Origin of the sequence: Arthrobacter sp. Rue61a, assembly GCF_000294695.2 — a bacterium.
GTDB classification, from domain to species: Bacteria; Actinomycetota; Actinomycetes; order Actinomycetales; family Micrococcaceae; genus Arthrobacter; species Arthrobacter aurescens_A.
Genome location: NC_018531.1, coordinates 808,806 through 834,249, shown reverse-complemented (window position 1 = coordinate 834,249; position 25,444 = coordinate 808,806). Strand labels below are relative to the sequence as shown.

Below are 25,444 nucleotides of genomic sequence, written 5' to 3'. Positions count from 1 at the left end.
TCTCCATGAAGCCGCTGCTCAGCCGCGCTTTGCTCCGCCGCTGACTTCGGCCCCGGCGTGACGGTGAAGGGTCAGGCTGTCCACCGTGCTGATCAGCATCAGGATGGCCATGGCAACAAATGCCCCCTTGTAGGCCGCCACGTGCTCCCCCCCGAACACCTGCGTGGTTTCGAACAGGCGCAGGAAAAGGGCGCCCACCGCGATGCCCGCAGCCGCCGCCAATTGAACGAGCGTCGCGGAGATGGCATTGGCTGAGGGCAACTGACCCGGGACGATGTCCGCGTATTGCACCGAAGCGTAGGCAGAGAAGCCGATGGAGCGGAACGCACCGCTGAGCAGCAGCAAAGCAAAGATCAGTGGCTCAGGTGTTTGGGCGTCCAGGAAAGCGCACAACGCAAACGTCACGGCTGACGCGAATGACGCAAAGACAAGCACGGGCTTGAACCCAAAACGCCTGATGAGCGGCGTAGTGGCCGGCTTGATCCCTATGTTGCCCACGAAGACTGCCGCCACCATCACGCCGGCCTTCAGCGGATCCCAGCCAAATCCGTCCTGGAACATCAAGGGCAACAAGAACGGAACGGAACTGATGGTCAGCCGGTAAATGAAGCCGCCGGTGGAAGTCGCCCTGAAAGTCCTGGTGCCGAAGACGCTGAGGTTGAACAGGGGAACGCTGGCTTTCCTCATCCACCAGACTGCCCCAGCCAAGGACAGCACTCCGGCAGCGACCACCACCACGGCAAGCACATTGGACGCGTGCCCTCCCAAGGTCTCCAGCCCAACTACGAGGGCACCCACGCCCAGCGTAGTGAGCAGTAGCCCGAACCAGTCGAGCCGGCGCTTGGCATCAAACTGTGTTCGCGGCACCAGCCTGAGAGCTGCAATGAATGCGGCCAGGCCGAGAGGGACGTTGATGATGAAGATCCAGTGCCATGACAGGAAGGTGGTCAGGGCACCGCCCACCATGGGAGCCAGGACCGGAGCCAGCAGGCCTGGCCACACAAGGTACGCAGTGGCGCGAAGAAGCTCGGACTTGGGAGTACCCCGCAACACCACCAGAGTGCCGACGGGAACCATCATGGCCCCGCCCATGCCTTGGGCCACACGGCTGAGCGTGAGCATGGTCAGGTCCGTGCTGATCGCACAGAGCAGGGAGGCAATGGTGAATATCGATATCGCAAGGCAGAAGATCCGGCGAGCGCCGAACCGCTCAGCAAGCCAACTGCTCAGCGGGATGCCCATGGCCACCGTCACCAGATATGCGGTCATGGTGATGTTGATGTCTGCCGGCGCCACCCTGAAGTCGGAGGCGATGCTGGGGATGGCCGTGGTGAGGATGGTCCCGTCGAGGAACTCCATGAAGAACGTTGCCGCCACCAACAGGGCCAGCCGCGGCCGCCAACTGGTTTCGTTGGCCGCTTCGACGTCGGTGTTGGGTTTTGTGCTCATGGCTCCGGTCCAAGTTCTGGCTGGTGGCCCGTGATCCGGGCAGGCAAGCAGGCGTGTTTGCTCGATCCTATAGACGTGCAGTGGGAGCGATCACAACATGACGTAGTTCGACCACGCCCAACTACCCTGCCTTATCCGGCTTGGGCCAGCGCCAGTGGCAGAACGGCGCTCACGCCGGCTTGTCGCAAGGCACGGGCGGATACGGTCATGGTCCAGCGGCTGTCTATGAGGTCGTCCACCAGCAACACGGGCTGTCCGCCCGTGCCCGCCAAGGCCTGGGCAAGCTCGGGGCCCACAACGAGCCTGTCCCAGACACCGGCCAGCCTGTATGCGCTGTTGCCGCCGCGGGCTCCTGTTGGTCCTCCGTACTGGGGCTGCAGCTGCCCGAGGTACGGCATCCGCCCTATCCCGGCAATCCCCTGCGCCAGGGATTCCACTAACTGTGGCTTGCTGCGCGACGGGATGCTGACAACCGCCGCAGGTCGTCCGACGCCGCTCCACGGGGTTCCGCCTTCGGCCCCAGACCACTCGCGCAGTACTTGGACGCAGGCCTGCAGCATGGCAGGATCCACGGCGTGGTCCGGAGCCCCGGCAGCGAACAGCTCCCGCAAAGCTCCGCCCCAGCCCAGGTCAGTAAGCCTGGCCAGGATGCGTCCTTCTGAAACGCTCTCGTCGGGCTTGATCTTTCCCTTGACTGCAACACCGAGGCGGTCCATGCCGCTGGGCCACTGTAGCCGGGGTTCCACGGCTATGCCGGCACGCCGGAGGGTTTGTCCCGCGGCGTCGGCTGCCGACGCCGCCACGTCCACCGGGAACCAGCGGCCGGCGCAATTGTCGCAGCGTCCGCAGGAAGCTGCAGTTTCGTCATCCAGGACCGAGGTGATGTATTCCATGCGGCAGCCAGCCGTGTCCTGGTAGATCACCATGGAATCCTGCTCATCCACGCGGGCTTCGGCGATGCGTGCGTAGCGTTCGGCGTCATAGTTCCACGGCTGGCCGGTTGATCGCCAACCGCCCCCAACGCGTTCTACTGCTCCATCGACTGCCAGGACTTTGAGGAGGAGTTCCAAAGGCGTACGGCGAAGATCCACCCTGGCTTCCAGCGCGACGGTGGACAAGGCTGAGCCTGCCTCCCCCAGCACGCCCAGCACAGCCTCGGCTTTCTCTGCCGATGGCATGGATGCTGTGGCGAAGTACTGCCAGATTTCGCGGTCTTCGGAGCCCGGCAGGAGCAGGACGTCGGCGTTGGCTGCTCCACGTCCCGCACGGCCAACCTGCTGGTAGTAGGCAACCGGTGACGACGGAGCGCCGAGGTGGATCACGAAGCCCAGGTCCGGCTTGTCGAATCCCATTCCCAGGGCGGAAGTGGCCACGAGGGCCTTCACTTGGTTGTCCTTCAGGAGTTGTTCGGCACGCTCCCGGTCCGCCGGGTCCGTTCTTCCCGTGTAGGACAAAACGTTGTGCCCGGCCTCCGCAAGAAGCCGTGCGGTGTCCTCGGCCGCCGAGACCGTGAGCGTGTAAATAATGCCGCTGCCGGGCATGTCCGCAAGGTGCGTCAGCAGCCACCCCAGCCGATCCCTGGAATCGGGCAGCGTCAGGACACCGAGCCGAAGGGATTCGCGACCCAGTGCGCCTCGTATGGTCAACACTCCGGCGCCAAGTTGTTCTTCGATGTCGTGAACCACCCTGGAATTGGCGGTGGCTGTGGTTGCCAAAACCGGAACAGACTCAGGCAACTGTGCAATGAGGTCCGCGATGCGGCGGTAGTCAGGGCGGAAGTCGTGGCCCCAGTCCGATATACAGTGGGCCTCGTCAATCACCAGTAGCCCGGTTCGGCGAATGAGCTCCGGAAGCTGATTCTCCCTGAAAGAGGGGTTGGTGAGCCGCTCCGGGGAGACCAGAAGGACATCAACCTCGTCCGCGGCCAGCTGGGCAAGGACCGTGTCCCACTCCAAGGCATTGGCGGAGTTTATGGCGACGGCCCGCACGCCCGCCCGGGCAGCTGCGGCTACCTGGTCACGCATGAGCGCAAGCAACGGCGACACAATCAGCGTTGGACCGGAGCCACGCCGACGCAACAGCAATGACGCCACGAAGTAAACCGCTGACTTTCCCCATCCTGTCCGCTGTACTACCAACGCTCGGCGGCCCGCGTCCACCAACGCCTCGATGGCTTCATACTGCCCGTTATGGAACCGGGCTTCGGGGTGGCCCACCAACTCACGAAGGCACGCCAGCGCCTGCTGATGTGTAGGTGATTGCACGGAAACGGCAGCGTTTGGGGAGTTGTTGGCCATCAACCCAGTATTCCAGCCGACCCTGACAGCCAGAACCGGGCCGTCCTGCTATGTGGACAACCACTATCCACAGGTCATCTCTTCAGGTTCAACCCCAACTGCGTTGCCACAGTAGGATTGAGCCCGTGACTATCGAGCAGAACAAGACATTCGACCTCTCGGCTTCCTTCAAGGCGTACGACGTCCGGGGCATCGTGGGTGAGTCCATCACGGCTGAAATCGTCGAGGCCGTAGGCGCTGCCTTCATCGATGTCTTGGGACTCGAGGGCGAAACGGTCCTTGTTGGCGGCGACATGCGTCCCTCATCGCCGGAGTTCAGCCGCGCCTTTGCCAACGGTGCAGCAACGCGCGGAGCGAACGTCCAACTGCTCGACCTCATCTCTACCGACGAGCTCTACTACGCATGTGGCGCCCTCAACGCTGCCGGTGCCACGTTCACGGCAAGCCACAATCCGGCCGCCTACAACGGCATCAAGATGGCAAAGGCCGGCGCTCAGCCCATCTCTTCCGAGAGTGGGCTCAAGGAAATCCAAGCCCTCGCTGAGCAGTACCTGAACACCGGCACCATCCCTGCGGCGGTCACTCGCGGCGAGATTGGCGTGCACGACGTCCTGAAGGACTACTCCGAATACTTGCGCAAACTGGTGGACCTGTCCGGGTCCCGCCCGCTGAAGATCGTGGTGGATGCAGGGAACGGCATGGCTGGTTTGACCACCCCGGCTGTCTTGGGCGACAAATTGCTCCCGGCTCTGCCCTTTGAAATCATCCCGCTCTACTTTGAACTGGACGGTTCATTTCCCAACCACCCGGCCAACCCTCTGGAGCCGGAAAACCTGCGCGACCTGCAGGCCGCTGTCATCAAGCACGGCGCCGACATTGGCCTCGCGTTCGACGGCGACGCGGACCGCTGCTTTGTCATCGACGAAAAGGGCGAGCCCGTTTCCCCGTCAGCGATCACGGGCATGGTGGCCCGGCGTGAGATCGCCCGGGCCCAGGCCGCAGGGGAAGAGACCCCCGTCATCATCCACAACCTCCTCACCTCCAAGGCCGTGCCAGAGCTCGTAGCCAAGGACGGCGGCCGTGCCGTCCGTACCCGCGTAGGACACTCCTTCATCAAGGCTGTCATGGCGGAGGAAGGCGCCGTGTTCGGCGGGGAGCACTCGGCGCACTTCTATTTCCGGGATTTCTGGAACGCGGATACGGGCATGCTTGCCGCAATGCACGTCCTTGCCGCCTTGGGTGAGCAGGACGGACCTCTCTCGGAGCTGGGCCGCCAGTACGAGCCCTACGTCTCCTCCGGCGAGATCAACTCCGAAATCGAAGACAAGGCCGGCGCCGTCGAGCGCGTTCGCGTCGACTTCGAAACCGAAGACATCGACATCGACCACATGGACGGCAGCACGTTCACAGCAAAGGACGGTAGCTGGTGGTTCAACCTTCGCCCGTCCAACACTGAGCCCTTCCTTCGCCTGAATGCAGAAGCCAAGGACCAAGCCACCATGGAAAAGATCCGCGACCGCGTCCTGGCGCTGGTCCGGGCGTAGGGACTGGCTGGCATGAGCGAAACCGCCTCCACCGATGCCCCCGAATCAGTCCAGGACCGCGAACTCCGCGAGACACTGGGCACTGCACTCGGGACCGCGCAGGAGCACATCCAGCAGAACGGCGGCTTCTTCCCGTTCGGAGTCACACTGTCCAACGATGGTGAACTACGCATAGTGATGATTGCCCCGGGCGAGCCGGACGAGAATGGCGAAGTGGATGCAGGACAGATGTTGACCGACATCCATGACCTGCTGCGCCAAGGCCGCGATGATTTTAAGGCTGTAGCAGTTGTGAGCGACGTCAATCTGCCGGACCATGGTTCTGACGGCATTCATGGTGCAGCCGAGCACAGGGATGGCGAAGTCCGTGCGGCCATTATTCCGTACACGCCCACAGTGGACGGATTCGCCTTTAGCGCCATGGAACCTGATACCCACGAACCATCCATCTGGGTGGACTAGACCTAATCCGTAAGCTGATCCCATGAAAATCAACGCCTTCGCAGATGTCAGTCTCCGCGCCATCATGGTGCTGGCCGCGGCTCCCGAAGGCACACTGCTGACAACACAAGCGGTGGCCGATGCTGTGGGGACGCCGTACAACCATGTCAGCAAGGCGATGGTCCGCCTGCGAGCCCTCGGATTTATCGACGTCGAACGCGGACGGCTTGGCGGTTCCCGGCTCAATGAAGCCGGAAGAAAGGCTACCGTTGGTGAGCTCCTGCGGCATCTCGACAGCCGGCAGGATCCAGCGGAGTGCCAATCGCCCACGAAGGCCTGCCCCCTCATCAATGAGTGCGGACTGCGTCACGCGATGAATAAGGCCAGGGAAGCTTTCTACCGCGAGCTCGATACCGTGGTGATCTCTTCCCTCCCCCATGCACGCCAGATGATCCCGGTGTTCCAATCCATCGGGCTCAAGCCGGAGTTCAGGACCCCCGCCACGCTGTCGTAGCCATCACGGGCACCAGCAATGCGCCGAACGAGCGCCAGCCTTTTCCGGTTTACGCACCTTTCCGGTTTGCACCTCCCCGGTTTGCAGAAGTCTTCTACGCGGTGTAGAAATTGGAATATAAATATACGCATTCTCAATGCTTATATATGCGGCCGGGCAAACCGGCCCCTACACCCAGGAGAACCATGCTCTCGGAAAAGTCCCGCCCCATCGTCGAAGCCACCCTGCCTTTGGTTGGGTCACGGATCAGCGCGATCACCGTCGACTTCTACAATCGGCTCTTCGCCGCGCATCCTGAATTGCTCGATGGACTCTTCAGCCGTTCCAACCAACGCTCAGGAGATCAGCAGCGGGCACTCGCCGGGAGTATCGCGGCCTTCGCGACCCACCTGATCAACAACCCGGACACCCTCCCCGAAAAAGTACTCTCCCGCATTGCCCACAAGCACGCGTCCCTCGGGATCACGGAGGATCAGTACGGAGTGGTCTACGAGCATCTCTTCGCAGCCATCGCGGCGGACTTGGCCGAGGTCATCACTCCGGAGATCGCCGAAGCATGGACAGAGGTCTACTGGCTCATGGCAGATGCCCTGATCAAGCTTGAAAAGGACCTCTACGCATCCCAGGCAAACCACAGAATGTGGATGCCCTGGCGTGTGGTGAACAAGGAGCCGGCAGGCACGGATGCCATGACATTCACCTTGGAACCGGCGGACGACACCCCGGTAACGGCGGCAAAACCCGGTCAGTTCGTCAGCGTCAAGGTCCAACTTCCCGACGGACTACGCCAGGTGCGCCAGTATTCGCTTTCCGGCACAGCAGGCAGCAGCCGCGTGTTCACCACCAAGCTCAACGACGGCGGCGAGGTGTCCACCGCCCTGCACGCCGGCGTCGAACCCGGCCACATCCTCGAGATCTCAAACCCCTACGGCGAAATCACCCTCAGGGAAGGCGCTGGTCCCGTCATCCTGGCCTCCGCGGGTATCGGTTGCACTCCAACGGCGTCCATCCTGCGGTCGCTCGCGGCGACGGGCACCGATCGGCAGGTCATGGTTCTTCATGCCGAAAAGACCATGGAAAACTGGGCACTCAGTGACCAGATGACTGCAGACGCCGCCAAAATCGATGCCGAGCTGCAGTTATGGCTTGAAAGTCCCCAACAAGGTTCCAAGGAAGGCTTCATGTCGCTGCGCGAAGTCGACATGCCCGCAGATGCCTCGCTCTATCTGTGCGGCCCTCTCCCCTTCATGAAAAAGATCCGCGACGAAGCCATCGATGCCGGCATTCCGGCTACCCGCATCCACTACGAAGTCTTTGGTCCGGACGTGTGGCTCGCCAACTAAGGCGCAGCACGACGGCGGCCCGTCACCTTTCAATCGAAAGGTGACGGGCCGTCGTCGTTCACTTAAGAACGCCGTTGTTCCTAAGAGGTCTAGCCCAGACGGGTCTTGAGACCGTCCAGCTCGGACTGAAGTGCCGCCGGGAGGGATTCGCCGAAGTTGGCGAACCATTCCTCGATGGACGCCAGCTCGGTTGCCCACTCGGCAGGGTCAACGCGAACAGCCGACTCAACCTCAGCCGGGGTCATGTCCAGGCCTTCGAGGTCGATGGATTCGCCGGTCGGTACAAAACCGATCGGGGTCTCCACGGCGTCGGCCTTGCCTTCGAGGCGCTCGATGGCCCACTTGAGCACACGGGCGTTGTCGCCGAAGCCAGGCCAGGCGAAGCCGCCTTCAGCCGTGCGACGGAACCAGTTGACCAGGAAGATCTTGGGCAGACGCTCCGGGTTGGCCTTGGCGGACAGGTTCACCCAGTGGTTCAGGTAGTCACCTGCGTCGTAGCCGATGAACGGCAGCATGGCCATGGGGTCGCGACGGACGACGCCAACGGCACCGGCGGCAGCAGCCGTGGTTTCGGAGGACAGCGTGGAGCCCATGAAGATGCCGTTGGACCAGTTGCGAGCCTCAGTGACCAGCGGGATGGTGGTCTTGCGGCGGCCGCCGAACAGGATCGCGGACAGTTCCACGCCTTCCGGGCTGAAGTACTCTTCGGCCAGCATGTCGATCTGGTCGATCGGAGTGCAGAAGCGGGAGTTCGGGTGCGCGGCCGGGGCGTCAGAGTCCGGAGTCCAGGACTCGCCGCGCCAGTCGGTCAGGTGTGCCGGAGTTTCCTCGGTCATGCCTTCCCACCAGACGCCACCGTCGTCGGTCAGGGCGACGTTGGTGAAGATGCTGTTGCCCTTCGCGATGGCACGCATGGCGTTGGGGTTGGTGCCCCAGCCGGTGCCGGGAGCGACGCCGAACAGGCCGGCCTCGGGGTTGACGGCGCGGAGCTCGCCTTCCTTGCCGAAGCGCATCCAGGTGATGTCATCACCCAGGGTCTCAACCTTCCAGCCCTTGATGGTGGGGTCGAGCAACGCGAGGTTGGTCTTGCCGCAAGCGGACGGGAAAGCGGCGGAGATGTAGTAGGTCTTCTGCTCGGGGGAGGTCAGCTTGAGGATGAGCATGTGCTCGGCCAGCCAGCCTTCGTCACGGGCCATCACCGAAGCGATGCGCAGCGCGTAGCACTTCTTTCCAAGGAGGGCGTTTCCGCCGTAGCCGGAGCCGAAGGACCAGATGGAGCGCTCTTCGGGGAAGTGCACAATCCACTTGTCGGTGTTGCACGGCCATGCGACGTCGGCCTGGCCGGCTTCCAGAGGTGCGCCCAGTGAGTGGAGGGCCGGTACGAAGAAAGCGTCAGTCTGCGTGATGCGATCCAGGACGTCAGTGCCGATGCGGGCCATGATGCGCATGGAGGCGACAACGTAGGCGGAGTCGGTGATCTCGACGCCAAACTTGGGATCCTCGGCATCCAGGTGGCCCATGACGAACGGAATGACGTACATGGTGCGGCCGCGCATGGAGCCGGCGAATAGTCCGCGCAGCTTCTGCTTCATCTCGGCCGGGGCCATCCAGTTGTTGGTGAAGCCTGCGTCGCGCTCGTTTTCGGAGCAGATGAAGGTCTGCTCTTCCACACGGGCAACGTCTGCGGGGTCGGAGAACGCCGCGAAGGAATTCGGGAACGTTTCCGGGTTCAGTCGCTTCAGCGTGCCGGCTTCGACGAGTTCGTCGGTGAGCTTCTTGTTTTCTGCTTCGCTGCCATCAACCCAGTGGATGCGGTCCGGCTGAGTCAGCTCGGCAACTTCCTCAACCCAGGCCAGCAGGCGTGCATGCGTAGTAGGTGCCTTCTCAAGCAGCGGCAGTCGCGCCAGATCGCCCATTGCGGTTCCCTTCCTCGGGTTCAGTGGTGTGTCCTAAACGATAGGGGCCGCGGACCAGACCAATCCGCTGTCAGACATCGGACATCCAAAGAGGCGTGGAGGGAAAACCGCTAGAAATCAAGGATTCGGGATCGACAAAGCTCATTTTAAGTGACGAAGGTCACGTAGACCGGTCTAGTTGCGTAGATTACAGCTTTTCGATTTGGAACTTCACATGAACTTCTGTAAAGTTTATTGAGGTTCGAGGGGGTCAGAGAAACAGACCGCCGAGAATCACACGAAATGCGCCCATAGCTCAGCTGGATAGAGCGTCTGTCTACGGAACAGAAGGTCAGGGGTTCGAATCCCTTTGGGCGCACAGATCAAGACCCGCACCGGTTCGCCGGTGCGGGTCTTTTGTTTTGCGCGGATGAGGTGAGCCACCCCGCAAACGCAAGGGCCGCCGTCGTACTTTTCATAGAAGTACGACGGCGGCCCTTGCGTTAGGCGCGGAGGCTCAGTCCCCCACGGCCTCGCCGATGCGGCGCCGGATGCCGTCGAAGTGTCGGTTGAGCAACTCCGAGGCAGAAACTTTGTCGCCGGCGGCAACGGCAGCATAGATGTTGCGGTGCATGGCGGCGGTTTTTGCCAGATCCTCGTTGCCTGGGCCGATCTCCACATGAATCTTCCGGTAGACCTTCCAGAAGACCCCCATGAGGTTGATCAGGAGTTCGTTGTTCAGGGGTTCGAAGAGTCGGCGGTGGAACTCGGCATCGGCGGCAACGAAGTTCTCGCCCTCGGCGGCCAGCTCTTCCATCTGCTTCACGGCTTCTTCGATGGAGGTGAGTTGCTCCTTGGTCATGACGTCAATGGAGGAGCCAATCAGTCCGGACTCCAACGCCTGGCGGACATCCACCAATTGCAAGGCTTCAAGTCCTTGGTGACGCAGGGAGAGCCTGCCACGGAACGTAAGTCCGTCCGCGAGGGCGTCGAAGTTGCTAGGTGCCACGAACATGCCGAACCCGTGCCGGATCTCTATGACGCCCAGCGCCTGAAGCACCTTGAGGGATTCACGGAGCGTATTGCGCCCCACGCCCAAGGCGACAGAGAGCTCACTCTCCGTGGGCAATGGATCGCCGGCCTCCAGCTCACGCTCAAGGATCAATTCCATAATGTCCGACTGCAATGCACGCAGCCGGGCCTGTGCACTGAACCGCGCCTGCGGAACTACACCGGAAGTTGTCATGGCTTTCTCCTTGCCGATGCACCTCCCCCCGCCACCGGCTAAAGCCAGCGTTGGAAACAAGTGCGGTGTTAATATTGAGGCGAGCTTAGTGCCCACCCAAGAACGAGTGGCACGCAACATACAATATCGGATGTCCCACCTCCGTCATAGCTATGTACGGGAATTCCCTGAGATTTCCCACCAGGACCGGCCGCAGCCGGCAAACCGCCAGGCGCGCGGCAGAGACCCAGGCGCCAATTCTCACTTGACGTTCCGTTGTGACCGCCCTTACAGTTTCCATACGAGCATCGGACGTCCTACATCCGATAACCCACGAAACGCGAATGGTGAGGCACCCTATGAGCAAGACGATCCACAGCCTGCCGCTGGTCAACGACGCCAGCCGCCGGAACTTCCTGAAGCTAAGCGGCGCAGTTGGTGCAGCAGCCGCCTTCACGGCAAGCCTCTCTGCGTGCGGCGGCGCTGCCAGCACCACCACGGGCGCCACCACCAACACGGCGGCCGTCAACAAGGACCTCATCATCGAGGCAGGCATTTCCTACGCCCTGTCCACCGGCTTCGATCCCCTGAGCTCGTCCGGCGCCACACCGATGGCAGCCAACCTGCACATCTTCGAGGGCCTCCTTGAACTCCACCCGGCAACCCGCCAGCCTTACAACGCCCTCGCAGCGTCGGACCCCAAGAAGGTCAACGACACCACCTACCAGGTGACCATCCGCGAAGGTGCGAAGTTCCATGACGGCTCCCCCGTCACCACCGAAGACGTCGCTTTCTCCTTCACCCGGGTGATGGATCCGGCGAACAAGTCCCTGTTCTCCCAGTTCATTCCCTTCATCCAGGACGTCAAGCCTCTGGACGCGAAGACGGTGGAGTTCACCCTGAAGTACGCCTTCCCGGGCTTCGGGCCACGCATCTCCGTGGTGAAGATCGTTCCGAAGGCACTCGCCACCGATCTGAAGGCCTTCGACGCCGCGCCCGTCGGCTCCGGCCCCTACAAGCTCGTCTCAGCGGTCAAGGACGACAAGATCGTTTTTGAAGCTTTCGCCGATTACAACGGCCCCAAGCCTGCACTGGCCAAGGGTATGACCTGGCTGCTGCTGTCCGACGCAGCAGCCCGTGTTACCGCAGTCCAGTCCGGCCGCGTCCAAGCCATCGAAGACGTTCCCTACCTGGACGTTGACGGCCTGAAGTCCAAGGTCAAGGTTGAATCCGTCCAGTCGTTCGGCCTGCTGTTCCTCATGTTCAACTGCGCCAAGGCCCCGTTCGACAACAAGCTGGTCCGCCAAGCCCTGCATTACGGCATGGACAAGGAAGCCATCATTAAGAAGGCCCTGTTCGGCAACGCCAAGGCTGCCACGTCCTACTTCCAGGAAGGCCACCCGGACTACGTCAAGGCCAAGAATGTCTACGGCTTCGATACCTCCAAAGCCGAGGAGCTGCTAAAGCAGGCAGGCGTCACCAGCCTCGAATTCGAACTCCTCACCACGGACACCGCCTGGGTCAAGGATGTTGCACCGCTGATCCTCGAATCCTGGAACAAGATCCCCGGCGTCAAGGTCACCGTCAAGAGCCTCCAGTCCGGCGCCTTGTACAGCGACCGCGTGGGCAAGGGTGATTTCTCCGTGGTTGCTGCCCCCGGCGATCCCTCCGTTTTCGGTAACGACGCGGACCTCCTTTTGAGCTGGTTCTACTCGGGTGCGACCTGGATGGACAAGCGTGCCTTCTGGACCACGCCGGAGCGCACCAAGCTGCAGGAACTCATGAACAAGGGCTCGCAGGCTTCCGGTGACGAGGCCAAGAAGATCGTGGGCGAAATCGTGGACATGGTCTCAGACGAAGTTCCCCTGTACCCGGTCTTCCACCGCCAACTCCCCAGTGCCTGGGACGAGAAGAAACTCAACGGTTTCCAGCCCCTGCCCACCACCGGCCTGTCGTTCATCGACGTCGGACGAACTGCCTAAGCACCCTTCGAGTTGTGAGGCCTGCTCTGCGGCCTAAATCCCCCAAATAGCCCGCAGAGCAGGCCCCACAACCAGCAGCACCCAACCAACCGGAGAATAAATTGGTCACGATATTGCGTCTGCTTGGCCGCAGGCTTGCAGCATTGCCATTGATGATCCTGGGCATCACGTTGCTCGTCTTCCTCGTTCTGCAGGCCGCCCCCGGCGACCAGGCCAGCTCCGCCCTCGGCGACGGTGCCAGCGAAGAAGCGAAACAGCAGTACCGCCAGGAAAATGGCCTCAACGATTCCCTGGTCCTGCAGTACTTCCGATTCCTCGGCAAGCTCCTGCAGTTCGACCTCGGCGTCACCACCCCGCCGGCCAAATCGGTGGCTTCCATGATCGGCTCGGCGTTCCCCCTGACGCTGCAGCTCACCTTCCTGGGCGTGCTTATCGCGATAGTGCTCTCGCTCGCGTTCGGCATCCTCGGCGCCCTGTACCGCGATAAATGGCAGGACCAGCTGGTCCGAGTCTTCTCCATCGCCGCGATCGCCACGCCGTCGTTTTGGCTGGGCATCCTCCTCATCCAGTGGTTCGCTCTCGGTGCCAACCCGATGTTCCCCTCAGGCGGAATTGCGACGCCGGAATCCGGTTTCGGCGGTTGGCTCAACTCGATGGCCCTCCCGGCTTTGGCGCTCGGCATCCCTGTGTCAGCGTCGCTGATCCGAGTGGTCCGTACGTCGATGGTGGAAGAACTGGACCGCGACTACGTCCGTACAGCCATCGGCAACGGTGTCCCCTACCGCGAGGTGGTCTCCAAGAACGTCCTCCGCAACGCCCTCGTCACCCCGGTGACCGTGCTGGGACTGCGCGTCGGCTACTTGCTGGGCGGCGCCGTCGTGATTGAAATGATCTTCGCCCTGCCCGGTATGGGACAACTGATCCTCAACGGCATCACCAACCTGGACGTCAACCTGGTCCAGGGCGTGGTGCTCACCATCTCTGTCACCTTCGTTCTGGTGAACATCGTGGTGGACCTTCTCTACCTGCTCATCAACCCCCGAATCAGGACGGTATAGCTCATGCGCAGCAAGCTCGCAGAACGGCTAAGTGCCCCGGGCATTCGTTTCAAAGCCCTGCCCTGGGGCTCCCGTATCGCCCTGCTCTTCCTCATCGTGATTGTCCTGGCGGCCATTTTCGCCCCGGTCATTGCACCGCACGATCCTCTGGAGACGTTCATTCCAGCCACCCCGCCGGGTGCAGAGCACTTCTTCGGCACCGACCGCTTGGGCCGTGACATCTTCTCGCGTCTCCTCTTCGGTGCACAGTCGTCGCTGATGATCGGCCTCGGAGCGGTTGCCCTGGCCATCCTTGCCGGTGCACTCCTCGGTTCCTTCGCGGCCACCTCCAGCAAGTCCGTGAACGAGATCATCATGCGGCTCATGGACATCCTCATGGCATTCCCCGGCATCGCGCTGGCGGCCGTGCTGTTGGCCGCGTTCGGTAACTCGGTGCCCACCATCATCATCGCGATCGCCATCATCTACACCCCGCAACTGGCCCGCGTCGTCCGCGCCAACGTGCTGGCCCAGTACGGCGAAGACTACGTCCGCGCCGAGCGCGTGATCGGTGCCGGCCGCTTCTACATCCTGGTCAAGCACATTGTCCGCAACACTGCCGCGCCCGTGCTGGTGTTCGCCACGGTCATGGTGGCCGACGCCATCATCCTCGAAGCCTCCCTCTCCTTCCTGGGCGCTGGCGTTCAGGACCCTGCACCGTCATGGGGCAACGTCATTTCCTACGGCCGCAACCTGGTCCTGTCCGGCGGCTGGTGGGCCACCACCTTCGCCGGTGTGACCATTCTGCTGACCGTGCTGTCCTTGAACATCCTGGCCGAAGGCCTCACCGACGCCATGGTCAATCCGAAGCTGCGGCGCGCGCCGGTAGTGAAGGACGACGACGGTTCCGCTGCAGTTGTCGCCGTGGACACCGAAGTTGCCACATCTGTGGCCCAGCCCTCCGTGGTGGAGGAACACGAGCTCGACGGCGTCCGCGCGGCTTCCGTTGGTGACGTCACGTCTGATGTGGGCGCTTCAGCCGTGCTGACCGATGTGAAGCTGGCCGCCGCCAACCCGCATCTCCTGCTGGACCGCGAGTTGGAACTGCTGGCAGCCATTGAAGCGAAGCGCACGGACCGACTCCCGCAGGTTTCTCCCGAAGCCCGCAACGTGCTTGAAGTGAAAAACCTGTCCATCCGTTTCCCGGGCCGCTTCGGCGACATCGCGATCGTGGACAACGTCACGTTCACGGTCCGCGAAGGCGAAACCATGGGCTTGGTAGGCGAATCCGGTTGCGGCAAGTCCATCACCTCGCTGGCCGTCATGGGGCTGCTGCCCAAAACAGCCCAGGTCACCGGCTCCATCAAGTTCGATGGCAAGGAACTCCTGGATGCCAACACCAAGCACAGCAACCCCAAGGCCTACGAGGGTCTCCGCGGCGAGCAGATTGCCATGGTGTACCAGGACGCCCTGAGCTCCCTGAACCCGTCCATGAAAATCAAGGACCAGATGGAGCAGCTCACCAAGCGTGGTGGCCGCAAGACGCCGGCAGAGCTTCTGGAAATGGTGAAACTGGACCCGGTCCGGACCCTCGCCAGCTACCCGCACGAGCTTTCCGGCGGCCAACGCCAGCGCGTGCTGATTGCCATGGCTTTGTCCCGCTCGCCCAAGATTGTTGTTGCCGATGAACCCACTACTGCCCTGGATGTCACTGTCCAGAAGCAGGTTGTGGACCTGCTCAACGAACTCCGCGAGCAGCTGGGCTTCGCCATGGTCTTCGTCAGCCACGACCTTGCCTTGGTGGCATCCTTGGCACACCGCATCACGGTGATGTACGCCGGCCAGGTGGTGGAATCCGCACAGGCATCCGAACTCCTGCAGAACCCCAAGCACGAGTACACCCGGGGCCTGCTGGGCGCGGTCCTCTCCATCGAGGCCGACGCCGTCCGCCTGCACCAGATTCCCGGCACGGTCCCGTCGCCTCGCGACTTCGCTACGGGCGACCGCTTCGCGGCCCGCTCGTTGAGGCCCGGCGCCGATCCCCACCAGAAGCTGGTCCTCACCACCGTTGCTTCGGCGAACGGCGACGATGCCGACCACTTCTGGGCGAGCCACCTGAAGGAGGACGCGAAATGAGCCAGTCAACACAGCAAGGCTCCAAGCCGGTCATCGAACTCAAGGACGTCAAGGTCTATCACCATGCACGGACCGGCGGCTTGTTCCGGCCGAACATCGTCAAAGCCGTGGACGGCGTGGACTTCACCATCAGCCGCGGCGAAACCGTGGGCATCGTCGGTGAGTCCGGCTGCGGCAAGTCCACACTCGCGTCAGTGCTCGTGGGACTCCAGCCGCCGACGTCGGGCAAGGTCTTGTTCCACGGAAAGCCCGCCATCAAGCGGAACGCTGCCATGCGCAAGCAGTTTGGTCGCTCCGTCTCCGTGGTCTTCCAGGATCCGGCAACCGCACTGAACCCGCGCATGACCATCCAGGACATCCTCACGGATCCGCTGCAGATCCACGGCATCGGCAACGCGGCCTCCCGAGCCGCCAAGGTCAAGGAACTGTTGGCGCTGGTCGGCTTGCCGCAATCGGCAGCCGAAGTGACGCCGTCGCAGGTTTCCGGCGGGCAGCGCCAGCGCGTGGCCATCGCCCGTGCACTGGCTCTGGACCCGGACATCATCGTGGCGGACGAGCCGACGTCGGCCTTGGACGTTTCCGTCCGGGCGCAGGTCCTGAACCTGCTGTCCGATCTAAAGACCCAGCTGAACCTGGGCATGGTGTTCATCTCGCACGACATCCAGACCGTCCGCTACGTTTCGGATCGGATCTGCGTCATGTACTTCGGCAAGATCGTTGAGCAAGGCTCAGCCGCGCAAGTCTTCGACAACCCGAGCAACGACTACACCAAGAAGCTCCTGGGCGCCGCGCCGAGCCTGCTTCACATCTAGTTTTTCCCTTCACAAGCTACAAACAACGGAGAATTCTGTGTCCACTCAGTTCCAAGGCGTCATCCCCCCGGTCATCACTCCCCGCCACGCAGACGGCAGCATCGACACCGCGTCGCTGAAGAACGTCACCAAGCACCTGATCGACGGTGGTGTCTCCGGCCTTTTCGTCCTGGGCTCCTCCGGCGAAGTCCCCTACCTGATCAACGAAGAGCGTGAATTGGTGGTCTCCACCATCGCCGACGCCAACGCCGGAGCAGTTCCGCTGATCGTGGGCGCCAACGAGCAGACCACCAACCGCGTGATCGAGGAAGCCCGCAAGGTGGTTGACCTTGGCGCCGACGCGATCGTGGTCACCTCCATGTACTACGCGATCGGCAACGCCGCGGAAACCGAAACCCACTTCCGCAGCATCCACGCCGCCATCGAGAAGCCGATCTTCGCGTACGACGTCCCGGTTCGCACGCACTTCAAGCTGCCCACCGACTTGTTGGTTCGCCTCGGCCGTGACGGCGTCATTGCCGGTGTCAAGGATTCCTCGGGCGACGACGTTTCCTTCCGCCAACTGCTCCTCGCAGCCAAGGACATCCCCAACTTCGACATCTTCACCGGTCACGAGGTTGTGGTGGACGGCGCGCTCCTGGGCGGCGCGCAAGGTGTTGTCCCGGGCCTCGGCAACGTTGACCCTGCCGGTTACCGTCGCCTGTTCGACGCCGCACAGGCCGGCGACTGGGCTCTCGCGGCAAGGGAGCAGGACCGCTTGGCCGACGTCTTCGAGATCGTCTACACCCCCAACGGCCGCGTCTCCGGCGGCGCCGCTGGTCTGGGTGCGTTCAAGTCGGCACTGCAGGTGATGGGTGTCATCGAGTCCAACACCATGAGCTCGCCGATGCTTTCCTTGAACGATTCCGAGACTGCCGCGATTCGCGAAATCCTGGAGCGGAACGGGCTGGTCTAAGCTTCATGACCCACGTGATCGGCGTTGACCTCGGCGGCACCAAGACTGCCGCCGGGGTTGTTTCCCCTGCAGGTGAAGTGCTCATGTCGGAGACCATTCCGACGTTGAACCGGGCTGGTGGCGAAGCGATCCTCGACGCCACCGCTGCGCTGATTGCGGGCTTGGTGGAGCGCGCTGCCGACGCCGGACATTCAGTGTCCAGCGTCGGTATCGGCTCCGCCGGGGTCATTGACGCTTCTTCCGGGACCGTGGTGTCTGCGACGGATGCGATTCTTGGCTGGGCAGGGACTGAGCTTGTTTCCGGGCTTTCGTCCCGTCTGTCGCTTCATCCTTCGGCCGTGCGCGCCGTCAACGACGTCCATGCCCACGCCCTCGGCGAAGCATGGCTCGGCGCTGCGGCCGGATCCTCAAGTTCGCTCATGGTGGCGTTCGGAACGGGAGTCGGCGGAAGCTTTGTGCTGGACGGCGCTCCTGTCTTGGGTCACCGTTTTGTTGGCGGGCATGTGGGGCACTTCGCTTCTCCTTACGCCGCCTTTGACGGGACTCCGCTCCCCTGCGTGTGCGGTGGTTCCGGGCATGTTGAGGCCATCGCTTCGGGGCCCGCGATTTACGAGTCTTTCCTGCGGTTTGGCGGTTCCGCTGTGGATGCGGCGGACACGCGGGACGTGTTTGCCCTGGCCGCTTCTGAAGACCACGACGGCGGTGCTGCCGCGGGCTCTGCTGGGGACCGCGCCGCCGCTTTGCGTGCCATCGGCGTCGGCGCGGCAGCAGCCGGACAAGCAGTAGGCGGTCTCATCAACGTCCTGGACCCTGAAACCGTGGTGATCTCCGGTGGCTTGGCCGACGCCGGCGAGCTCTGGTGGAAGCCTATGGAGTTTGCCTTGCGACAGGAACTGCTGGCTCCCTTGGTTTCCGTGCCCGTGGTGCGGGCGACTCTCGGCAATACCGCCGCCATTGTTGGCGCCGCAAAACTCGTCCTTAAGTAGTCCGAAAGTAATTGGAGACGTCATGATCCTCACGCCCAAAGGCCTCGAAGCCCTCCGTTCCCAGCTGATCGTCTCTTGCCAGGCGTACCCCGGAGAGCCCATGCGTGATCCCCGGACCACTGCCCAAGTAGCGGCATCCGCCGTCATCGGGGGCGCTGCGGCGATCCGCGTCCAGGGGTTGGCCGACGTGCAGTTCACTCGTGCCGCCGTCGAGCTTCCTGTCATTGGCCTCTGGAAGGACGGGCACGACGGCGTCTTCATCACCCCCACCCTTCGTCACGCCTTGGCGGTGGCGAATGCGGGTGCGCATGTTGTGGCCATTGACGGGACGCGGCGTTCCCGCCCGGATGGGCTTTCGCTTTCTGAGACCGTCGCGGGAATTCACGCGGATTCGCATGCACTGGTCATGGCCGATTGTGGGTCCTTCGATGACGCAGTGGCTGCGGTCGAAGCGGGTGCGGACCTGATTGGGACGACATTGGCCGGTTACACGGGCGAGCGCTCCAAGACCGACGGCCCGGACCTGGAACTCCTGGAGCACATCGCTTCCGCCGGCCTGGACAAGCCACTCATCGCGGAGGGCCGCATCCACACCCCGGCCCACGCCCGCCAAGCCCTCGATGCCGGGGCATTCGCCGTGGTGGTGGGCACGGCCATCACTCACCCGGCGTCGATTACGGGCTGGTTCAAGGGCGCGATGCACGCGTAGCCCTGCGTTGCGAGGCCCGCTCTGCGCCCAAAAACCCCCTGCAGGCCCGCAGAGCAGGCCTCACAAGCTAGATTTTCGTCTCCACTGGCCTGTCGTTCGCGCGGGAGTACTGGGACCATCCGCCAACGAACAACCGGCCGGAGCCCATTCCCAACTGCTCCATCACCAACAGGTTGTGGCACGCAGTCACTCCGGATCCGCAGTAGGCAATAGTCCCCTCTGCGGACAGGACTCCGGCGCGCTCGAAGTTCGTGCGAATGTGCGGCTCCGGGAGCAAGTTTCCCGTGGAATCGAGGTTCTCACGGCAGGGGACGTTCGCGGCGCCGGGTATGTGTCCGGGGCGGGGGTCGATGGGGTCTTGGCGGCCTTCGAAACGGTCACGATTCCTCGCATCCACTGCGAGGAAGGTGTCAGAGGAAGCTTCCGAAATGTCTGCCAGCAGGTCTGCAGGCCAGGCTTTGGCGGTGAAGCTCCCGGTCCGGCGTAGCGGTGTTTCTGTGGAGAGATCCCCGGGATAGTTGCCAATGCCCCCATCCAGGATCGCCGCAGGGTGTCCCGTCGATCGGAGCATCCAGACCAGCCGGGCCGCGATGACTCCCCCGGCGTCGTCATACGCCACTACGGTGTCAGAATCACCAATACCGGCTTCACGCATCCCCTGGGCAAACACTTCCGGCTCGGGTAGCGGGTTCCTGCCGGCTTCGGGTGTAGCGGGCCCGGACAGCCAACGATCCATATCCACGAACACTGCGCCCGGGAGATGTCCGGCGTCGTAGGCGTCCTTCCCCGAAGATCCGTCCAAGTACCAGCGCGCGTCCACGAAGACGACGATCCCGAGGTTGCGGGCACACCAATTCCAGTCAACAAAAGGCTTCAGTTCATCTCCCATGCATCGAAGCCTAAACAGGACTTCCATATTTTGAGATACTCATCCCAATATATGGACGGGAGATCAGGTTGCGAGGCCCCCTCTGCGCCCTAAAACCCACGCAAACCCTGCAGAACAGGCCTCACAACGCTCAGGGAGCGGCGTAGGCTTTCCCCATGACTGCCGAGAGCTCCCGGGAATTCGACGTAATCGTGATCGGCGCTGGCGCCGTGGGAGAAAACGTGGCGGACCGGGTGGTTCGCGGCGGCCTGACGGCGGTGATTATCGAGAGCGAGTTGGTGGGCGGCGAGTGCTCCTACTGGGCGTGCATTCCTTCCAAGGCGCTGCTTCGTCCGGGCAGCGTGCTTCACGCCGCGCAAGTGGTGCCCGGCGCCAAAGAGGCGATCACTGGAACCATGGATGCCGAGGCCGCACTGAAGCACCGGGACTGGTTCACCAATAATTGGCAGGACGGCAGCCAGGTTGAATGGCTGGACAGCGCCGGGATCGAGTTGATCCGAGGACGTGGCCGCATCACAGGGCCTCGCGAGGTCCAGGTGGATGGACTCGACGGCAACAATTACGCTCTGAAAGCTCACCATGCCGTGGTGGTCGCGACGGGTTCAACCCCCACCATCCCGGACATTGACGGTTTGAAGGACGTACCTTTCTGGACTACCCGCGGCGCCACGGCAGCCAAGGAAATTCCGAAGCGCTTTGTGGTCCTTGGCGGCGGGGTGGCGGGTGTGGAATTGGCGCAAGCATTCGCCCGGTTCGGCTCGGATGTCACGCTCATCGCCCGTGGCCGCTTGCTGAGCAGCTACACGGAGGAAGCCGCGAACCTGGTGCTGGCCGGGCTTCGTGCCGACGGCGTGGCTGTTCATCTTCACACTGATGTGGAGAAAGTGGAGAAGAACGACGACGGCTCATTGACAGTTACGTTCGACGACAAAACCATCACAGCCGATAAACTCCTGGTCGCCTCCGGACGGCACCCCGCCCTGGTCAATCTGGGCTTGGAAAACGTGGGCGTTGAAGCACAGGACGGCAAACCCCTCCGACTCACAACGGATGCCAGCGGCCTGGTGGAAGGCCCTGCCAGTGACGGCACCAGCGGACTGTGGCTCTACGCCGCGGGGGATGCAGCCGGCAAGGTGCTCCTGACGCATCAGGGCAAGTACGAGGCCAGAGCAACCGGTGACGCAATTGTGGCCAGGGCCAACGGCAAACTCACCGGGACACCCAAACCGTGGAGCCCGTGGGCCCACACGGCCAACGATCACGCCATCCCCAGCGTCGTCTTCACCGATCCCGAGGTGGCATCTGTAGGCCCGAGCCTGGAACAGGCACTGCTGCAGGGCAAGAACGTCACGGGCGTTGAGCTCCCCATCGACGTGTCCGGTTCCCAGCTGCACTCCCCGGACTACAAGGGGTGGGCGCAGATCGTGGTTGACGAGGACCGGAAGGTCATCCTCGGAGCTACTTTCGTGGGTCCGGGCGTGGCCGAGCTACTGCACTCCGCGACCATCGCCATTGTGGGTGAGGTTCCCTTGGATCGGCTCTGGCATGCAGTTCCGTCGTATCCCACCGTCAGCGAAGTGTGGCTGCGGCTTCTGGAGAAGTACGGCCTCTAAACCTCTATTTGAACTGACCAGTCAGTTTAGTTAGACTTTCAGCAGACACCATTTCTGCGAAAGGCTTCATTGTGCTGTCCGTACAGCAACTTCAGATCAACGGCCGCCGGGACGATCTCCTTCCGGCAACGTCACTTCAAGTCCGCCGCGGCGAACTCCTGCTCGTCGCTGGAGAGGGCCAGGACCAGAGGACCGCTTTGGCGTTGGCTCTGAGCGGCCGCATGAAGCCAAGCAACGGGATCCTCAGCTGGGACGCCACCACCAAAACCAAGAAGATCCGCCTCTCCAGCGCCTTGGTGGACTCCCCCGGCGTCAACGAACCCGAGCAACACCTCAGCGTCCGCGACCTCGTCACCGAAGACCTCTCCCTCATCCCCCGCCGTTACCGCGGCGCGCTGCTGAGCAAACCGTGGCTGAAGGTCAACAGCTTTGAAGACATCGCTGGTCTCTGGATAGAACAAATTCCCGCCGCTCGCCGCTTGGAACTCCTCACCGCGCTGGCCCTGGCAGATCCGGCCACGGACCTCCTCGTGGTGGACTCCCCGGACCGCCACAGCGCTGACCCCTCGGCATGGTTGCCCCGACTTCAGGCATTGGCGTCCGACGCCGGTCGGCCGCTTGCCGTCGTCGCCGTCGTGGGTGCCCTCCCGGACAACTGGACCGGCGCCGCTGCGGTGATCGGCAACTCCGTCTCGCACCCGCCTGAACCGGAAGCTGAAGCCGCACCCACCCAGCCCAAGCCAGCGGCCGTCGTCGAGCCCAAAACCGAGCCCGAAACTGAGCCCAAAGCCAAGCATGCCGCCCAACCGGCGTCTGAAACAACATCGGCTGCCCACGCTGAATCCGAAAACCTTCAAAGGACTGCAAAGTGACTGTTCTGCGGCTGGCCCGCTCCGAACTCAAGCGCATGACCGGCGGGCTCCTGCCCAAGCTGACCATCCTCGCCCTCACCATGGTTCCGTTGCTCTACGGCGCGGTGTACCTTTACGCGAACTGGGATCCGTACGGCAACCTGAACCAGATCGACGCCGCGCTGGTGGTAGAAGACACGGGTGCCACCTCAAAAGACGGCACGGAACTGCAGGCCGGCAAGAAGGTGGCAGACAGCCTGGTGGACGGTCACGTCTTCAACTGGAAGCAGGTCTCCAGCGCTGAGGATGCGGATGCCGGTGTCCGCACGGGTGAGTACGCTTTCGCCCTGCGCATACCCAAGGATTTCTCGGCCAACCTGGTCTCCCCCGGCAGTTTCGACGCCGCCAACCAGGCCATGCTGCACGTCACCACCAACGATGCCAATAACTACCTTCTGAGCACCATCGTGGACAAGCTCACAACGGCTGTGCACTCCACTGTCGCCAAGGAAGTGGGCGAGGAAACCGCCAACCAGCTCCTCACCGGTTTTGGCACCATCCATGCGTCCATCGTGAAAGCCGCCGATGGTGCCTCGGAGTTGGCCACGGGTGTGGGGAAACTCAGTGATGGCGCCGCGACCCTGCACGACGGCACCACGCAACTGGTCATCGGCGCGGACCAACTCGTCGCCGGGCAAACCCAATTGCGCGATGGCGCTGTGCAGCTGAACACCGGCGCCAGCCAGCTCAGTTCCGGCCTCACAGAGCTCAAGAACAAGACCGCTACCCTTCCAACGGACTCCCAAAAGCTCGCTGATGGCGCCGCCCAAGTAGCCGCCGGGAACGCCGAGCTGAACACGAAAGTCCAGGACGTCGTCGGGCAGCTCGAAGCGGCAGACAAGGGCCTCCGAACCCGTGTGCTCGAGTCAAACGCCCGGCTGGTTAGTGCCGGTGTCCTGACGCAGGAACAGGCCGACAAGGTTTTGGCGGACTTCGACGCCGCCGCAGCGTCAAGCCCCGTGACGGACGCGAAGACCAAGATCACAGGCGATGCTGCGAAGATCCAGCAGCTCTCCGACGGTTCAGCCGCTGTGAGCGCCGGAGCATCCAAGCTCGCCGCCGCGACACCGGCACTCACCGACGCCATCTCGAAGGCCGCCGACGGGGCCGGGCAGCTGAACGCTGGTGCATCAACGTTGGCCGCCGGGCAGCAGACCGCCTTGGACGGTGCCGCCAAACTCGACGACGGTGCCCACCAGTTGGACGACGGTGCAGGCCAGCTCGCCAGCGGCGCAGTGACCGCATCCGATGGTTCGCATACCCTGGCCACAGAGCTCGCCAAGGGCGCGGGAGACATCCCCAACCCGAACGATGAGCAGAAAAACAGTGTGTCCAAGGTGATCGCGGATCCGGTGGCCGTGGACAACGTGTCCCAGGCAAAGGCTGGATCCTATGGCGCCGGGCTGGCACCCTTCTTCCTGACGCTCGCCCTGTGGATCGGCGTGTTCATGCTGGTCCAGGCCATGCGACCCATCACCCAACGGGCCCTGGCATCGAACGCCCCCGCCTGGAAGATCGCCGTCGGAGGCTGGCTGCCGTTCTTCGTGGTCTCGGTCCTGCAGGCCACCATCCTCACCTTGGTAGTGAACCTTGGCCTCGGCTTGAACCCCGCACATCCCATCGGAATGTGGCTGTTCATGTTGGCCGCGGTGATGGCATTCAGCGCGATCATCCAAGGCATCGTGGCGCTGATGGGGACGCCCGGAAAGTTCGTGGTGCTGATCCTGTTGGTCCTGCAGCTCGTTTCCTCGGGCGGTACGTTCCCGTGGCAGACCACGCCCATGCCGCTGCACGTGGTGCACGAGGTCCTGCCCATGGGATACGTGGTGACCGGCATGCGTCACCTGATCTACGGTGGTGAGCTCAGCATGATCTGGCCCACGGTCCTTGGCCTGCTTGGATACACTTTGCTGGGAATGGCGCTGTCCACGCTCGCCGTCCGCAAACACAAGGTGTGGACCCTCAAGACCCTGAAGCCGGAGATCGCAGTATGAGCACCACCGAGCCGCTCCCTTCCGCAACCGACTCCGGCCTGTCGGAGAAGAAACTCCGCCCGGGCCGCACCAACGCCACCAAGCAGCGCCTGTTCGAGGCTTCCATGGAGCTGATCGGCGAGCGCGGCGCTGCGGGGGTGACCGTGGATGAAATTGCGGCCGCCGCCGGGGTGTCCAAGGGAACTGTCTACTACAACTTCGGCAGCAAATCCGATCTGATCGCGCAGTTGCTGCGGCACGGTGTGGACATCATGCTGGTGCGGCTGCAGGACGTTCGGGGTAATAGCAGTGATCCGCTGGAATCCATGAACAACATGGTGGGACAGGCTATGGAGTTCATGGACGACTACCCCTCCTTCGCCCGCCTGTGGGTCAGTGAAAACTGGCGCACTCCCGGCGAGTGGAGTGCCGTATTTGCCGAGCTCCGGGCTGAACTTCTGGCTGTGATCGGCTCGGCGGTGGAGAGCGTTGCGTCCGGCTACAAGGTTGATCAGAGCATTGCCCGAGGCTCTTTGGAAGCAGCGATTTTCGGGGCCATCTTCGTGGTGGGCCTGGACCGGCAGACGTACAACCCTGAACGCACTCGCGAGCAGAGCGTGGCAGCCGTGATGACCATCATGCATGGGTACGTCATCAAGTAGGTATGGGCAGCCCGTTGTGAGGCCCACTCTGCGCGTTATGTTTGGCTTTTAGGGCGCAGAGCGGGCCCCGC

At 62.8% G+C, this 25,444-nt stretch carries 20 protein-coding genes and 1 tRNA gene; 16 read left to right on the top strand and 5 right to left on the bottom strand.

Translation table 11 applies throughout. The annotated features are described in order from the left end of the window. Positions 1-18: 18 nt before the first annotated feature. On the bottom strand, positions 19-1,449 hold the full coding sequence (locus tag ARUE_RS03995) for an MFS transporter (RefSeq protein ID WP_011773583.1): 1,431 nt from the start codon (positions 1,447-1,449) through the stop codon (positions 19-21). A 131-nt stretch (positions 1,450-1,580) separates the two neighbouring features. After that, positions 1,581-3,746 (bottom strand): RecQ family ATP-dependent DNA helicase, encoded by a 2,166-nt coding sequence (locus tag ARUE_RS03990; RefSeq protein ID WP_014920808.1) that lies wholly within the window; start codon positions 3,744-3,746, stop codon positions 1,581-1,583. Positions 3,747-3,871: 125 nt separating this feature from the next. On the opposite strand from ARUE_RS03990, the gene ARUE_RS03985 reads away from it, so the two are divergent. The 4 genes from ARUE_RS03985 (at position 3,872) to ARUE_RS03970 (ending at position 7,588) form a co-directional block, all read left to right on the top strand. Then, positions 3,872-5,290 (top strand): phosphomannomutase/phosphoglucomutase, encoded by a 1,419-nt coding sequence (locus ARUE_RS03985; RefSeq protein WP_011773581.1) that lies wholly within the window; start codon positions 3,872-3,874, stop codon positions 5,288-5,290. 12 nt (positions 5,291-5,302) lie between these two features. Continuing rightward, complete coding sequence (locus ARUE_RS03980) at positions 5,303-5,752, top strand: hypothetical protein (protein WP_014920807.1); 450 nt, start codon at positions 5,303-5,305, stop codon at positions 5,750-5,752. 22 nt (positions 5,753-5,774) lie between these two features. Beyond that, on the top strand, positions 5,775-6,245 hold the full coding sequence (locus tag ARUE_RS03975; protein WP_011773579.1) for an RrF2 family transcriptional regulator: 471 nt from the start codon (positions 5,775-5,777) through the stop codon (positions 6,243-6,245). A 185-nt stretch (positions 6,246-6,430) separates the two neighbouring features. After that, positions 6,431-7,588, top strand: coding sequence for a globin domain-containing protein (locus ARUE_RS03970; protein ID WP_011773578.1), 1,158 nt, complete (start codon positions 6,431-6,433; stop codon positions 7,586-7,588). An 89-nt stretch (positions 7,589-7,677) separates the two neighbouring features. Here ARUE_RS03970 and ARUE_RS03965 read toward each other — a convergent pair whose 3' ends face one another. Then, positions 7,678-9,504 (bottom strand): phosphoenolpyruvate carboxykinase (GTP), encoded by a 1,827-nt coding sequence (locus tag ARUE_RS03965; protein ID WP_011773577.1) that lies wholly within the window; start codon positions 9,502-9,504, stop codon positions 7,678-7,680. A 284-nt stretch (positions 9,505-9,788) separates the two neighbouring features. On the opposite strand from ARUE_RS03965, the gene ARUE_RS03960 reads away from it, so the two are divergent. Continuing rightward, positions 9,789-9,862: transfer RNA gene (locus ARUE_RS03960), tRNA-Arg, on the top strand. A gap of 138 nt (positions 9,863-10,000) precedes the next feature. On the opposite strand, the gene ARUE_RS03955 is transcribed toward ARUE_RS03960, so the two are convergent. Next, a complete protein-coding gene (locus ARUE_RS03955) occupies positions 10,001-10,729 on the bottom strand; it encodes a FadR/GntR family transcriptional regulator (RefSeq protein ID WP_011773576.1) in 729 nt (242 codons plus the stop codon). A gap of 323 nt (positions 10,730-11,052) precedes the next feature. Between ARUE_RS03955 and ARUE_RS03950 the strand changes: the two genes are divergently transcribed. From ARUE_RS03950 to ARUE_RS03920, 7 genes are all read left to right on the top strand, one after another. Next, positions 11,053-12,690, top strand: a complete 1,638-nt coding sequence (locus ARUE_RS03950; protein WP_014920806.1) for an ABC transporter substrate-binding protein — start codon at positions 11,053-11,055, stop codon at positions 12,688-12,690. Between the two features lie 101 nt (positions 12,691-12,791). After that, positions 12,792-13,748: an ABC transporter permease gene (locus tag ARUE_RS03945; protein ID WP_011773574.1), complete on the top strand. Its 957-nt coding sequence runs from the start codon at positions 12,792-12,794 to the stop codon at positions 13,746-13,748. Positions 13,749-13,751: 3 nt separating this feature from the next. Then, the gene (locus ARUE_RS03940) at positions 13,752-15,863 is read left to right on the top strand and encodes a dipeptide/oligopeptide/nickel ABC transporter permease/ATP-binding protein (protein WP_014920804.1); all 2,112 of its coding nucleotides are present in this window, start codon (positions 13,752-13,754) and stop codon (positions 15,861-15,863) included. Beyond that, the gene (locus ARUE_RS03935; RefSeq protein ID WP_011773572.1) at positions 15,860-16,675 is read left to right on the top strand and encodes an ATP-binding cassette domain-containing protein; all 816 of its coding nucleotides are present in this window, start codon (positions 15,860-15,862) and stop codon (positions 16,673-16,675) included. The genes ARUE_RS03940 and ARUE_RS03935 overlap by 4 nt, the downstream gene beginning before the upstream one ends. Before the next feature lie 37 nt (positions 16,676-16,712). Next, positions 16,713-17,630 (top strand): dihydrodipicolinate synthase family protein, encoded by a 918-nt coding sequence (locus ARUE_RS03930; protein WP_014920803.1) that lies wholly within the window; start codon positions 16,713-16,715, stop codon positions 17,628-17,630. A gap of 5 nt (positions 17,631-17,635) precedes the next feature. After that, positions 17,636-18,616: an ROK family protein gene (locus tag ARUE_RS03925; RefSeq protein ID WP_014920802.1), complete on the top strand. Its 981-nt coding sequence runs from the start codon at positions 17,636-17,638 to the stop codon at positions 18,614-18,616. A 22-nt stretch (positions 18,617-18,638) separates the two neighbouring features. Further along, positions 18,639-19,325, top strand: a complete 687-nt coding sequence (locus tag ARUE_RS03920; RefSeq protein WP_014920801.1) for an N-acetylmannosamine-6-phosphate 2-epimerase — start codon at positions 18,639-18,641, stop codon at positions 19,323-19,325. A 67-nt stretch (positions 19,326-19,392) separates the two neighbouring features. Here the strand turns inward: ARUE_RS03920 and ARUE_RS03915 are convergent, their stop codons facing one another. Next, positions 19,393-20,214, bottom strand: a complete 822-nt coding sequence (locus ARUE_RS03915; RefSeq protein ID WP_014920800.1) for a sulfurtransferase — start codon at positions 20,212-20,214, stop codon at positions 19,393-19,395. 155 nt (positions 20,215-20,369) lie between these two features. Here ARUE_RS03915 and ARUE_RS03910 point away from each other — a divergent pair, with 155 nt between their 5' ends. From ARUE_RS03910 to ARUE_RS03895, 4 genes are all read left to right on the top strand, one after another. After that, a complete protein-coding gene (locus ARUE_RS03910) occupies positions 20,370-21,827 on the top strand; it encodes a dihydrolipoyl dehydrogenase family protein (protein ID WP_014920799.1) in 1,458 nt (485 codons plus the stop codon). A 71-nt stretch (positions 21,828-21,898) separates the two neighbouring features. Beyond that, positions 21,899-22,699, top strand: a complete 801-nt coding sequence (locus tag ARUE_RS03905) for a P-loop NTPase family protein (protein WP_011773566.1) — start codon at positions 21,899-21,901, stop codon at positions 22,697-22,699. After that, complete coding sequence (locus ARUE_RS03900; protein WP_014920798.1) at positions 22,696-24,732, top strand: YhgE/Pip domain-containing protein; 2,037 nt, start codon at positions 22,696-22,698, stop codon at positions 24,730-24,732. Before ARUE_RS03905 ends, ARUE_RS03900 begins: the two co-directional genes overlap by 4 nt. Next, complete coding sequence (locus tag ARUE_RS03895) at positions 24,729-25,373, top strand: TetR/AcrR family transcriptional regulator (RefSeq protein ID WP_014920797.1); 645 nt, start codon at positions 24,729-24,731, stop codon at positions 25,371-25,373. Before ARUE_RS03900 ends, ARUE_RS03895 begins: the two co-directional genes overlap by 4 nt. Positions 25,374-25,444 lie beyond the last annotated feature (71 nt).